The organism is Flavonifractor sp. DFI.6.63, from assembly GCF_024462255.1.
GTDB lineage: Bacteria > Bacillota > Clostridia > Oscillospirales > Oscillospiraceae > Lawsonibacter_A > Lawsonibacter_A hominis.
Genome location: NZ_JANGBE010000002.1, coordinates 34,624 through 47,188, shown reverse-complemented (window position 1 = coordinate 47,188; position 12,565 = coordinate 34,624). Strand labels below are relative to the sequence as shown.

Here is a 12,565-nt window from a genome sequence, read left to right as displayed (position 1 = left end):
CCCTTATTGTACCACAAATGAGCCTATCAGCAAGGCCAGAACCAACAGCATCCCAATCAAGTCCGCCGGCATTAGACGCAGGGACACGGCGCTGGTCTTTCGGGCTGGATTTTCGATTCCGCGGGTCACGGCCGCCGCGGAGAGCTCCTCCGCCGTCTCCGTAGCGGACACCATGAGGGGCATCACTGTACACTCTAAGCGGCTGAACCCCCGGATATTCCGCAGCTTCATCGCGTCCCGGATGTGGCCGATTTCCTCCCGGATAGCGGGGAAGTACCGCAGCGTCACGGAAATAGCCACGATCAGCTTCTGGGGAATATGTAACTGCCGCAGCCCTACGATCAGGTAGCGCAGAGGGGTGCATTTCAACATCAGTGATCCGGTCATCAGGCAGGGGAACATCCGGCGGGTATAGGTGGCAAAGATGGTAAAACTGGTGGCGATGATCATAGGCGACGCCGGCAGGATCACCTGTTGAAAGACCAGCAGGGCGCAATATCCAACAGCCCATTTGACTGCCATTGTAAATCTTCTGTGGACGATCATCAACGCCAGCAGCAGGGCGATCAGCGCCAGTTCCACCCACAGAGTATGGTCGCTGAACGCGATGATATTGGCGGCGATCAGAATCCACAGTCCAGCTCTCGGGTCAAAGATCGATTTCTTTCCGTTCCCCATCTTACACCAGGCCAGCCTTTTCAAAGTGCTTGCGGAACATGGCGCGGGCAAGGATGCCGCCGATGACCGCTCCAACAACAGGAGCCAGGAACAGAACGATCAGCATCCCATTGGAGGAAAGGGCCGCCAGAGTGTTCACATAGTCCGCCGGCATCCCCTGTTCTGTGATCTGCCGCAGGAAGTCCTCCCGCATCAGCCAGATCGGGAGCGGAGAGCCCACCATGCCCACAGAGAACAGCACAAAGGATACCAGGTTGCCGGCCATGCTCCGGTAGTGGGTGATGACACGGGTAATTTCAGCCATGCCGCAGGCCAGAACGAAGGACACCAGGATCACCACGGTGAATTGCCCTGTGACATAGTAAATGAGGCCCGTGATGAGTCCCATCAGCAGGACGGAGCCCACCTTCTGCACCTTGGCGCACATCATGAGATATGGAATGCCGGTAAACAGAGCGATAAAGCCCGGCATCAAGATCCAAAGCAGCGGGTGCAGCCCGCCCAGAAGCATAAAGGCAAAGTTGATGACAAAGTAAATGGCGGAGAAAATCCCCACGGTAATGACATCTTTGCCGCTCATCCCGCGGCCCTTGACTGGTTCAGACATAATGTTCTCTCCTTTTTGGTTAGATTGCACTAACTTTCTTCGTGAAAAATAGGACGCCGGGCGTCCATCTCACACGATGTATTTTACCGAGGGCCTCCCTGCCTGTCTATTCCGTTTAGACGACTTTATTCCGTTTGGTTGGAATTATTGATGTTTTCCTATCCGCACAAATCGAAAACGGCCCTTGCTATAATACAAAGGCCGCTTTCTTGCTTGTTCCCTTACTTTTCAAAGCGATAACCATATCCATATACCGTTTGAATCGCATTGATATTTAATTTCTTCCGTATCTTGTAGATCCGGCTGGTGACGCTTTCGAGGCCGGAAGCAAAGTCATCGGGCATCGCATATCGGTAAAGCTGCTCCCGGGTAAAGGTCCAGCCAGGGTGTAAGGCCAGATAATATAGGATATTGAATTCCATCGTGGTCAACTCCACCGCTCGCCCGCTCACAAAGGCCCTACGCTGGTTTGGGTCAATACACAGATTATCATATTGTAGAACAGCCAGTCCAGTCAACGCTTTTCCCCCAAAGTTATACCGCCCAACCAAGGCTTTCCTGCTGAATATGGAACAACTTATAATACAGCCCATTCTTCTTCATCAACTCATCGTGCGTTCCATGTTCTACCAGTCGTCCATTGTCAAGAACAATGATCTGATCCGCATCCACAACTGTACGGAGACGGTGGGCGATCATAATAACCGTCTTGCCTTCTACCAGTTTGGCAATCGCTTTTTGAACCAGGACTTCATTCTCTGGGTCAAGGGATGCTGTGGCCTCGTCAAGCAGAATGATGGGCGCATTTTTTAGTAATGCGCGGGCGATGGAAATACGCTGGCGCTCACCGCCGGAAAGGGTGCTGCCGTTTTCACCGAGAACCGTCTGATACCCATCCGGCATCTCCCGGACAAATTCATCACAATAGGCGGCTTTGGCAGCAGCAATTACCTGATCGTCTGTTGCGTTTGGATTGCCAAGACGGATATTATTCATAACCGTATCATTGAACAAGGTCACATCCTGGAACACGAAAGACATATAAGACATGAGGCTTTCCGGCTCCATACTCTTGATGTCTTTGCCGCCCACGGTGATCTTGCCCTGTTGAACATCCCAAAACCGGGCAATCAGTTTGGAAATCGTGCTTTTACCGGAACCGGACGGGCCAACGAGGGCGGTCACGCTCCCTTGGGGAATTTTGCAGGAAACATCTTTGATGACATCTTCCTGATTGTAGCCAAAAGTCACATGGGAAAGCTCAATATCGCAGTTCGGAACCATTTTCCCGTCACCGTCCATCACAGGAGTGGTGAGCAAGGTACGCATACGACTTGTAACTACATTCAAATTCAGTAGCGAGGACAAATTCGCCAGGATTGCCAAAATAGGGCCATAAATCCGCGTGACCATCAGCAGAAACATGAGCAAAGGCAGCAGTTCAATTTGTCCACTGGTCAGGAGAATAGCACCGACAAAGATTGTAATGCCAATACCTGCCTGCAAAATCATGCTGGCGCTGGACATAAACACGCCGACAGCCATTTCCACTTTGATGGCAATCTTTTTCATAGCAAGCAGAGCTTTATCCAACGCACTGAAATGAGAGCCGGACAGCCCGCAGGACTTGATGATCTTCATACCTTCCAGGTATTCCTGTACCTGGTCAGAGGCAGCCAGTTTTGCATTAACCTGCTTTTCAAACAGCTTCTTTTGATGGTTCCGGCTGAGCCAGATAATGAGGAAGGCAATCGGAACCGTGATGAATACGCACAGAGCAAGACGCCAGTCAAAGAAGGCCAGCAGGATACAGGTCAGGGTCACCGTGATGCCGTTTGCAATCAGTGGAGGGATCGTGCTGCTGAGCAGGGACTCCATGCTGCTGCAATCCGCCATCATATTCGTGGTCAGTTCAGAAAGATCCTTGGTGTTAAAGAAATTCATAGGGAGTTTCCGAAGGTGCTCCGCAATCCGCAGCCGGGTCGTGTTCGACTCTTTATATGAGGCAATATAGGTTTTACGGTAATCGTTTTTGGCGGCCAGAAATACCAGGATGGCTGAAACAATACCTGCGCCCCACAGCATCCAGATATGGTTCCACTGGATGGAGTCACCGCTGACAAAGGGCGTCAAAATTTCACTGAAGACCATAACAGTTACACAGAACGGCAGAAGCATAGCCAGGTTCGTCAATGTGCAGGCGAAGATTGCTTTTTTCAGATCTGCGTAACCCTTGTCTGACAAAAAGAGAGCTTTTTGTAATCTGCTCATAGTTGCACCGCCTTTCCGCTGATTTTCCAGCCAATCGCTTCTGTATAGTGGTTCCACATTTGTGCATAGCGTCCGCTTGCGGCCACCAGCTCGTCATGTTTTCCTTCTTCGACCAAGTGCCCTTTCTCCATGACGATGATCTTATCTGCATTGCGGATCGTGGAGAGGCGGTGTGCGATGATGATAACTGTCTTACCCTGCATCAGCTTTTCAAAGGCTTTCTGGATCAGGTATTCATTCTCCGGGTCACTGAACGCCGTTGCCTCATCCAGCACGATGATAGGCGAGTTCTTGATAATAGCCCGCGCAATAGCAATCCGCTGGCGCTCACCGCCAGAGAGATGGATGCCTTTGGAGCCGACCACCGTGTGATACCCGTTGGGCAGTTTGGAGATGAACTCGTGGCACTGCGCTGCTTTCGCCGCCGCAATCACTTGTTCCTCGCTGGCCGAAGGATTGCCCATACGGATATTATCCAAGATGCTCTGCTTGAACAGGAAAATATCCTGGAACACAAAGCTGACATGGTGCATCAGGTCATCCTCCGCCATATCGCGCACATCTATACCGCCGATGGTAATGCTGCCGGAGGACACATCCCAAAAGCGGGAAATCAGATTGGCAATCGTACTTTTGCCGCCGCCGGAAGGTCCGACAATGGCTGTGATCTGTCCCTGCTTTGCCGAGAAAGATACATTTTCCAGAGCTTTCTCAGAATTATCTCCCGTGTAGGAAAAGCTGACATTATTGAAAACAACATCGTCCCCAGCAGGTTTCTTAGGATGAGCCGTTTCCGGCATTTCTGGAATGTTCAATATCTCGTCCATCCTGGCCACATTCCCGTTGATCTGCATGAACGACTCTGAAATATACATGATTTTGTTCAGCACGCCGGAAATTGCTGGTACAAAGAGCAGATAAAAGATAAAGGTCATCGCAAATCCGGCAAAATCATCCGTTCTGGACCCAATCAGGATGCCCACAGGAACAAGAATCAGGTAAACATTATTGATGATTGTGGTAAAGGCAGGCATACAATTCTGCCAGCCCAGAGAGAACTTGAGGACCCATTCCGTATAGCCGGTGATTGCCTCTTTGAGTTTTTTGAACGAAGATGCTGTTTGATTGAACGCCTTTACTACCGACATTCCCCGGACATACTCCACAGAGGCATTATTCATTTCTTCCAAAGCCTTTTGGTACTTGCCCATGTTCTCCTTCATTTCACCGCTGCCAAAGCCAATAAACTCTGCGACAAATGCAAGAATGATGCCGACCAGGGAAGCAAGGCCAAACCTCCAGTCAACAGCCAACAGGATGATGACCATGACGATAGGGGCGGTAATAGAGGCAACAAAATCAGGAAACTGGTGAGCAATAAAGCCCTCCACACTTTCAATGTTTTCATCCATGATTTTCCGCAGACGGCCGCTGCCAATCGTTAAGTGATACCCCAGTGGGATTTTGGTAATATGGTCTGCAAAGAGAACTTTCAACTCGTACAGCGTTCCAAATGCCGCCATGTGTGAGCTGAAAATAGCCAGAAAATACAGTAGGATATTTGCCACGATCCCGGCGAGCGCCAGCCAGCCATAATTCATGACCATCCCCATATCCAACTGGTCAAGGTTCGGGAAAACACCGATAATTGAGCGGATCATAAAATAGACCGCTATGTACGGGATAAACGAAGCAATGGCTGCCAATGACGAAAGAACCGCGGCTAAGAACACAAGGCCCTTTCTGTCAGAAGCCAATTCCATGCATCGTGCCAAACCCGTCTTTGGTTTTGCCTGTTTCGACTTTGCGTTTGACATAGCATGAACCCTCCTTAAAAGAGAAAATGTCGCAGTTAGTTCTTGCTAACCGTGACATTTATTCTATCAACTTTTGAAATTGGCTGCTACTCCATATCTATGCGTCACGGGCAAAAATAGCCCAAAGATACCAATGAATTAGTAGAGACTACACCTCTACCGCTGTTAAACGCCGCCTGTACATGACTATCGATTTTTTCGGTAGTCTTTTGGCAGCATTCCATATACAGATTGAAATGCTTTAGCAAATTTACTTGCGTTGCTATATCCAAGCTCCAAGGCAATATCACCGATTTTCATCTTGTTTTCCGAAAGCCACTGGGCAGCTAAATTCATTTTGTATTTTTTGAGGTAGGCATACGGAGTGTCCCCATATATGTGGGAAAATACCAGATGGAACACCGACAGATTCAAGTGCGCCTCTTTTGCCAACTGTTCCAAGGGAACTTTTTCATCCAGATGGGAAATAAGATACTCCCGAATAGCTTTTGTTGCTTGAATCTGTTTCTTATCAAAATACTTTGAGTCGCACCCGCTAATCTGTGTCAACTGATCCATGTGGTATAATAGCTCTATGGCCTTAATTTTGAAATAGCCGACAGGCTCCGTTTGAATGGCTGTGTATAATTCGGAAAACAAGTGTCGTAATTGCGGTGGAGTATCACTGACATACCATTGTGTTTCAAGACCAAGTGTTGTCCCTATTTTATCAAGGTCAATGGGAATTGTCCGCATCATCCGGCGTATTTCGTCCGAAAGCGCCTGACGATCTATGACAAGGCTAACGCCGTAATACTTCCCCAAGGGAAAAGAGAACGAAGTCGGCAAATGCGCTGTGGTTGCAACGCTGAAATAGCCCGTTGGCAAATATGCCACAGTATGATTGGCAAATTCACATTCATAGCGTCCGGTTTGACAGTGAGTAATCTGGAGGATATCTGGATTGAACTTCTGGGTCCTCATAGATTCATCCGTTTCAAAATCGAGGAAGCAAAGTTGTATGCCCTCAAACAAGCTATAATTTTTTACGATACCACGCCCATTACATCCATAATCCACAACCAGCTGTCTTTCGCTTCTCGATAGTACTTTTGCCTGTACACCATACCATTCCGGATTGAAGTTGACCTTCTCCATTGTCATCACTCCATCAAGTTAGTCTTAACTTACCTCTCTATGGTAACATAAACTACTGTATTCTTCAATAAAACTCGCCAATCTCTATTTATGATATAGCAAAATCTGCGGTATGCACCAACATACCGCAGATTTATAACACTTTTATTCCTTACTCTGCATAGTTCCAATAAATGAATGGTTTCGTACTATCTACCAACATTCTTTTCTATAATCCTCATGGCGGCAAAAATCTATAGCCTTTCCCATACACGGTTTGGATAAAGTCAGCGTTCAGTTTATGACGCAGCTTGTAAATGATGCTGGAGATTCCCGTCCAACTGCTGTCAAACGAATCAGGGGCAACAAACTCATAGATCTCCCTTTGTGAAAATACCCGTCCGGGCCGCCGGATAAGCAAATGAAATACATCGAACTCCATAGGGGTCAGCTCTATGAATTTGCCCTGCCAAAACACTTGACGGCACGCAGCGTCGATACACAAAGCCTTGTAGCGCAGAGGGGCAGAGGGAAGATCCGTACACATGACCAGTTCTGTTGATTCTATGAAGGCCATGATTTTCTCTGCGGTTTCAAGATCATCTTCTTCGACTGATAATATGAACAGTTTTCCCACTACATCACCTCCGATAACCTCGACTGCCAGACCACTTTTACTTGTCCTGTAGCCCTGATTTAATTTTTTGAAAACTGTCATCGCTGATTGCGTGCTCCATGCGGCAGGCATCCTGCTCGGCAGTCTTTGGCTCTACACCTGCATCCACCAGCAGACGGGTGAAAAAGCAGTGCTTCTCATAAGTTTTTTCGGCAACCTCTCTGCCCACATCTGTCAGGTGCAGGAAAGAGTCTTCGTCCATGGTGAGAAAACCGCCCTCTTTCAAGGTAGCTACCGCATGACACACGCTGGGTTTTGATACATCAAGGTGCCGGGCCACATCTACGGAGCGCACCATGCCTTTCTTCCTCTTTAAGACAAGGATTGCTTCCAGATAATCTTCGCCAGATGCGTGTAATTGTTTCATGGGGAGCTCCTCTCCATCAAGACAGGCTCCAACCGGCAGAGTTCATACGGATACGGACGAAATCCTGATAAATACCGGGTTGTTCCATCAATTCCTCATGGGTGCCATGCTGCGAGATCTGTCCGTCACTGATGACCAAAATCTGGTCGGCGTTCTGGATGGTATTCAAACGGTGGGCAATGACCAGCAGGGTCTTACCCTTTACCAGTTCGGAGATAGCCTCCTGAATATAGCTCTCATTGTCAGTGTCCACGCTGGCGGTCGCCTCGTCCAAAATTACAATGGGAGCGTCTTTCAGAATACAGCGGGCGATGGAGATACGCTGTTTCTCACCGCCGGAGAGGGTTGCGCCGCCCTCTCCCACCACAGTCTGAAATCCGTCAGGCAGAGCCATGATGAAATCGTAGCAGCGGGCTTTCCTCGCCGCCTCATAGACCTCCTCCTCGGTGGCGTCTGGCTTGCCCATACTGATGTTGTTATAGATCGTGTCCTGGAAGAGATACACGCGCTGGAATACCATGCTGATGTGATCCATCAGCTCTGCGAGGGGGACTTGCCGGGTATCCACACCACGGATGGCAACACTGCCGCTTTTCACATCCCACAGCCGGGCCAGAAGATTGGCGATGGTGGACTTTCCGCCGCCGGAGGGCCCCACAAGAGCGGTCATGCTATTTGGGCGCATAGAGAAGCTGATGTGGTGCAGCACCTCCTTGTCCTGGTAGGCAAAGGCCACATCATGAAACCGCACTTCCGGCTGGCCGGGCTGTGCCTGAGCTGGAATATGCTGTTTCCCTGTGTCCGGGAGCTCCGGCTCCTCCAATACAGCCTCAATGCGGTCCAGGGCGGCGTTCATCACGGTCAGGCGGGACGCCTCGCCATAGAGCGCCTTGAGCGGCCCGAACAGGTCAAAGACAAACAGGAGGACGCCCAGCACATAGGCCAGAGAAAGAACTCCGCTCCGCTCCAGAAAGACCGACAGGCTAAAAATCGCGGCAATCCCGATTCCATAAAGGATATTCAGCCCCATAGTCCACGGAGTCATCTTCCGCTCAAAGGCAAGGGATGTATTTCTGGACCGCTTGAAATTGCCGGTCAGTTCTTCCGACTTCTCGCCCAGCAGGTTATAGCTCTTGATGACCCCGATGCCCTCTACAAAGGACAGCACCGCGTCCGTCAGCCGTTCGCTCTGCTCCTGACGGCCAGCGGCTTCCCGCAGGGAAACTTTGTTCATCCCTCTGGAAACCAGCCACGCCAGGATGGTCACAAGGGCCGCGATCAGGCCCAACTGCCAATTCAGATAGAACATAAACGCCAGCAGAACCAAGGAGGACAGCAGATAGCTCATCATGTTGCCCAGCGTGCTCATGGCGACTTCTTCGATAAACACCATGTCGGTGCTGAGGACAGAACTGATTTTGCCGATATTGCCGGAGGTGAAGTAGCCCATGGGCAGTTTCCGCAGGTGTCCGCCCAGCTCCATGCGCTTCTCGGCAAACATCAGGTAGCCCGCCGCACTCTGGAGGCTGTCGCTGAGATAGTGGACCAGCATCTGCACCAGCACGGCCGCCGCGAGGCCAAGGCCCACATAGAGGCAGGTCTGCCCGGTCAGTGTTCCGGCGGCAAAGCCGCTCAACACCACAAAGGCCAGGAAGATCGGCATTTTAGACAGGATCGACTCCACAAACGCGCAGGCAAAAGCGCCCTGAATACGCCCTTTATATGGACCGGCAAGTTTCAAAATCCTTGAAAACAGTGCAAACATTTAGTTTCCCTCCTTTGCGGTATGTATGTTCCATTCGGCACTGTCCTGGGCCGCCTTCCACAGCTTTTGATATTCCGGGCAGGAGTGAATCAGGTCCTGATGCTTTCCTGCCGCAACCAGTTTGCCGTGGTCTACAACGCAGATTTGGTCGGCGTTCATAATCGCGGGCAGCTTATGGGCGATAACAACCAGAGTCTTGCCCTTCACCAGCTCCGCAATCGCCGCCTCCATCTTCTCCTCGTTCTCGGGGTCGGCGTAGGCGGTGGCCTCGTCAAGCACCACAATAGGGGCGTCCTTCAGGATGGCACGGGCCAGAGATATGCGCTGGCGCTGACCGCCGGAGAGCATCTTGCCCGCATCCCCCGCCATGGAGTGGATACCTTGGGGCAGCTTTTCCAGAAACTCCATGCACTGGGCCTTGCGCGCTGCCTCCAGGACCTCCTCATCGGTAGCGTTCAACCGTCCCATGCGGATATTCTCCAGCAGAGAGGTGTTGAACAGGTATTGATCCTGCGCCACATAGGAAATACGGCTGTTCAGCGCCTCCAGGCTCATGTCACACAGTTTCTGTCCGCCGATGGAGATGCTGCCTTTCTGCGGGTCATAGTAGTGGATCAACAGCTTTGCCAGAGTGCTCTTGCCCGAGCCGGACTCTCCCACCAGGGCCGTTTTCTGTCCGGCCTTGGCTGTAAAGCTGATGTCGTGGAGCACTTCATCCTCCACCACCATGGGCTTTCCGTCCGGGCCGGGCTGTGTCTTGGTGTAGCCAAAGGAAACATGGTCATAAACGATGGTATCATCCTTGCCGTGGAAGCTGTCCGGCGTCTGCTGAAGCTCCGGCGCATCCAAAACCTGCTCCAGCGCAGAAATCTTGTAGTTGAGCTGGGGCATGGTGGGCAGGAAGCCCAGGGATTTGAGGAGCGGCATCCCGATGCTCAGGGAGAGGCACAGCACCAAAATCAGGTCCGGCAGAGCCGACCAGCCGGAGAGGACAAACCACGCCCCCAGCGGCAGGGTCAAAATCACAGTGCAGGGAAGGAGGCTGCTGTAAATTGCCATCCAGGGCCATGCCGCCTTGTACCAAGCCAAGGTGTAATCCCGGTAATCCGAAACATCTTTGCGAAACCGCTCATAGGAGTCCGCGTCCTTGTTGAATACCTTGACGACCTCCATGCCGTTGATGTACTCAATGATGGTGTTGTTCATCTTCTGGCCGGCCATATAGTAGGGGCCCATTTTCTTCATGCCCACCGAGTACATGGTCATCATGGCGATCAGGCTGATGGGGATGGAGGCCAGAGACAGCAGCGCCAGCTTCCAGTCCACGAAAAACATAGCCACATAGACCGCGATGGGAACCATCAGGTTTGCGATCCCCTCTGGCATGGAGTGGGCCAGCAGGACCTCCAGACTGTCCACATCATCGACAAACAGCTTTTTGACCGTGCCGGTGCCCTTGTCCTGGATCACGCCCAGAGGCAGCTTCTCAAACCGCTTTTGCAGGGCAGTCCGCAGCCGGAGCAGCGTGTCATAGGCGGCCTTGTGCGAAAGATTGAGCCCCCAGCCATAGAGAACAGCCTGCAAGACCAGGCACACCAGCACCAAAGCCACCCGCAGGATAAGAAACGAAGCGTCAAGTTCCGCTCCCATCACCAGCGGAGCAATTACCTGGTAGGCCAGCACAAAGGGCAGGACGCCCATCAAAACGCTGACCAGCACTACCGCTGTGGCCGCGTAGAGGCCCTTTTTATGCGGCCCCGCGTATTCAAATACCTTTTGAAACATGATTTACAACCTCCCATCAATGAAAATACTGTTCCGACAGAGCTTTCAATATTTGCGGCGTGAGCCGGTGGTTTTGAACGGCCCCCTGTTCGTCCAGCTGGACCACCTCCGTACAGGTCCGGACGATAAACTCAAAGTCGTGAGAGACCACAAACACGATCACGCCGGAAGCGGACAACTGCTCAATCAGGCGGCTGACCCGCACCATGGAGTCATAGTCCAGGCCGCTGGTGGGCTCGTCAAAATAGATCACTGGGCTGTCCTTGACGATGGCCGCGCCAATGGTGACCCGCTGCTTCTGCCCGCCGGAGAGGGCCGCCGGGTGCTGCTCCCGGTATTCGGACAGCTCCAGCGCCTCCAGCGCGGCGTCCACCTTCTCTTTGCAGTCCTCCCGAATCCCCAGGGAGAGTTCTTCCTCCACACTGCTGGCAAAGAGCTGGTAATCCGTGTCCTGCATGACCAGATAGGACAGTGCCCGGCGCTGGCGTGGAGTGAGCTTCCTGCCGTCAAATGTGATCTCGCCGTTCCGCTGCTTCAAGAGGCCGGTCAGGATGGACAAGAGGGTGGTCTTGCCCGCTCCATTATGGCCCAGGATGCCGATTACATCCCCAGCGTGGGCTTCAAAGCTGACATTCCAAAAGACCTCCTGCTCTTTCGGATAAGCAAAGGAAAGGCCCTGCACACTCAGCAGGTGTTTCCCCATGGGGCGGCGTTCTTTCTCCTGATAATGCTCTGCATCCCGCTCCGGATATGCAGTCCGCAGCCCATAGGATATGCGCGTTTCCTCCGGTAAGGAACAGAACTGCTCCCTTGTAAATTCCTGTTCGATTTTCCCGTTTTGTATGAGAAATACCCGGTCGATTAAATCACGCAGATAGTAAAAGCGGTGCTCCACCACAAAGATGGTGTATCCGTCCCGCTTCAATTTTCCCATGATCTCCGCAAGCCGCTTGGTGGCCGCGTAGTCCAGATTTGCGGAGGGCTCATCGAAGATATAGACCTTTGGTGAAAGCGCATAGACCGAGCCCACGGCGATCTGCTGCTTCTCTCCGCTGGACAGGGCAAAGATACTCCGGTTTAGGTAGTCCGCCAGTTCCAGATCCTTTGCGGCTTTTGCGATGCGGTCAATGGTTTCCTCACGGGGAAGCCCCATATTTTCGCAGCCAAAGGCCAGTTCCCGTGTGGTGTCCGTCATGAAGAACTGGGAGCGTGGGTCTTGAAATACCGTCCCCACCTGCCCGGCCAGCTGTGCGGGCTTCATTTCCAGCAGAGAATGTCCATCCATCACAAGGTCACCCTGTATCTCGCCGGGATAAAAGTGTGGGATCAGACCGTTGAGGGAGCGGATCAGCGTGGTCTTGCCACAGCCGCTCCGCCCGGTCAGGAGAATAAATTCGCCGGTCTGCACCGTCATATCAATGCCACGGAGGGTAAAGTCCTTGCTCTCCTCATAGCGAAAGCTGAAATTCTGAAACGAGATCAT

General features: G+C 51.8%; 11 protein-coding genes. All 11 read right to left on the bottom strand.

Features of this window, described 5'->3' with window-relative positions:
- Positions 1 to 3 precede the first annotated feature (3 nt).
- The 11 genes from NE547_RS01100 to NE547_RS01050 all read right to left on the bottom strand — a co-directional run bounded on the left by NE547_RS01100 (position 4) and on the right by NE547_RS01050 (position 12,565).
- Positions 4 to 678, bottom strand: coding sequence for an energy-coupling factor transporter transmembrane protein EcfT (locus tag NE547_RS01100; RefSeq protein WP_256174535.1), 675 nt, complete (start codon positions 676 to 678; stop codon positions 4 to 6).
- Position 679: 1 nt separating this feature from the next.
- The gene (locus NE547_RS01095; RefSeq protein WP_256174534.1) at positions 680 to 1,285 is read right to left on the bottom strand and encodes an MptD family putative ECF transporter S component; all 606 of its coding nucleotides are present in this window, start codon (positions 1,283 to 1,285) and stop codon (positions 680 to 682) included.
- A gap of 221 nt (positions 1,286 to 1,506) precedes the next feature.
- Positions 1,507 to 1,878, bottom strand: coding sequence for a winged helix-turn-helix domain-containing protein (locus NE547_RS01090; RefSeq protein WP_256174533.1), 372 nt, complete (start codon positions 1,876 to 1,878; stop codon positions 1,507 to 1,509).
- Positions 1,820 to 3,556 (bottom strand): ABC transporter ATP-binding protein, encoded by a 1,737-nt coding sequence (locus tag NE547_RS01085; RefSeq protein WP_024729823.1) that lies wholly within the window; start codon positions 3,554 to 3,556, stop codon positions 1,820 to 1,822. Before NE547_RS01085 ends, NE547_RS01090 begins: the two co-directional genes overlap by 59 nt.
- Positions 3,553 to 5,373 (bottom strand): ABC transporter ATP-binding protein, encoded by a 1,821-nt coding sequence (locus NE547_RS01080; protein ID WP_024729822.1) that lies wholly within the window; start codon positions 5,371 to 5,373, stop codon positions 3,553 to 3,555. The genes NE547_RS01085 and NE547_RS01080 overlap by 4 nt, the downstream gene beginning before the upstream one ends.
- Positions 5,374 to 5,559: 186 nt before the next feature.
- Entirely contained in the window at positions 5,560 to 6,510 is a 951-nt protein-coding gene (locus NE547_RS01075) for an AraC family transcriptional regulator (protein ID WP_024729821.1), read from the bottom strand.
- Between the two features lie 217 nt (positions 6,511 to 6,727).
- Positions 6,728 to 7,126: a winged helix-turn-helix domain-containing protein gene (locus tag NE547_RS01070; RefSeq protein ID WP_256174532.1), complete on the bottom strand. Its 399-nt coding sequence runs from the start codon at positions 7,124 to 7,126 to the stop codon at positions 6,728 to 6,730.
- 37 nt (positions 7,127 to 7,163) lie between these two features.
- Entirely contained in the window at positions 7,164 to 7,532 is a 369-nt protein-coding gene (locus NE547_RS01065) for a metal-dependent transcriptional regulator (protein ID WP_024729808.1), read from the bottom strand.
- Positions 7,533 to 7,548: 16 nt separating this feature from the next.
- A complete protein-coding gene (locus NE547_RS01060) occupies positions 7,549 to 9,297 on the bottom strand; it encodes an ABC transporter ATP-binding protein (RefSeq protein ID WP_024729807.1) in 1,749 nt (582 codons plus the stop codon).
- Complete coding sequence (locus tag NE547_RS01055) at positions 9,298 to 11,082, bottom strand: ABC transporter ATP-binding protein (RefSeq protein ID WP_256174531.1); 1,785 nt, start codon at positions 11,080 to 11,082, stop codon at positions 9,298 to 9,300.
- 16 nt (positions 11,083 to 11,098) lie between these two features.
- On the bottom strand, positions 11,099 to 12,565 hold the full coding sequence (locus NE547_RS01050) for an ABC transporter ATP-binding protein (protein ID WP_256174530.1): 1,467 nt from the start codon (positions 12,563 to 12,565) through the stop codon (positions 11,099 to 11,101).

What these genes read in the sequence shown, in the direction of transcription:
- NE547_RS01060 (WP_024729807.1), bottom strand. Translation starts at nt 9,297, where the DNA reads ATGTTTGCACTGTTTTCAAGGATTTTGAAACTTGCCGGTCCATATAAA.
- NE547_RS01090 (WP_256174533.1), bottom strand. Translation starts at nt 1,878, where the DNA reads ATGGGCTGTATTATAAGTTGTTCCATATTCAGCAGGAAAGCCTTGGTT.
- NE547_RS01100 (WP_256174535.1), bottom strand. Translation starts at nt 678, where the DNA reads ATGGGGAACGGAAAGAAATCGATCTTTGACCCGAGAGCTGGACTGTGG.
- NE547_RS01055 (WP_256174531.1), bottom strand. Translation starts at nt 11,082, where the DNA reads ATGTTTCAAAAGGTATTTGAATACGCGGGGCCGCATAAAAAGGGCCTC.
- NE547_RS01050 (WP_256174530.1), bottom strand. Translation starts at nt 12,565, where the DNA reads ATGATCTCGTTTCAGAATTTCAGCTTTCGCTATGAGGAGAGCAAGGAC.
- NE547_RS01095 (WP_256174534.1), bottom strand. Translation starts at nt 1,285, where the DNA reads ATGTCTGAACCAGTCAAGGGCCGCGGGATGAGCGGCAAAGATGTCATT.
- NE547_RS01075 (WP_024729821.1), bottom strand. Translation starts at nt 6,510, where the DNA reads ATGGAGAAGGTCAACTTCAATCCGGAATGGTATGGTGTACAGGCAAAA.
- NE547_RS01080 (WP_024729822.1), bottom strand. Translation starts at nt 5,373, where the DNA reads ATGTCAAACGCAAAGTCGAAACAGGCAAAACCAAAGACGGGTTTGGCA.
- NE547_RS01065 (WP_024729808.1), bottom strand. Translation starts at nt 7,532, where the DNA reads ATGAAACAATTACACGCATCTGGCGAAGATTATCTGGAAGCAATCCTT.
- NE547_RS01085 (WP_024729823.1), bottom strand. Translation starts at nt 3,556, where the DNA reads ATGAGCAGATTACAAAAAGCTCTCTTTTTGTCAGACAAGGGTTACGCA.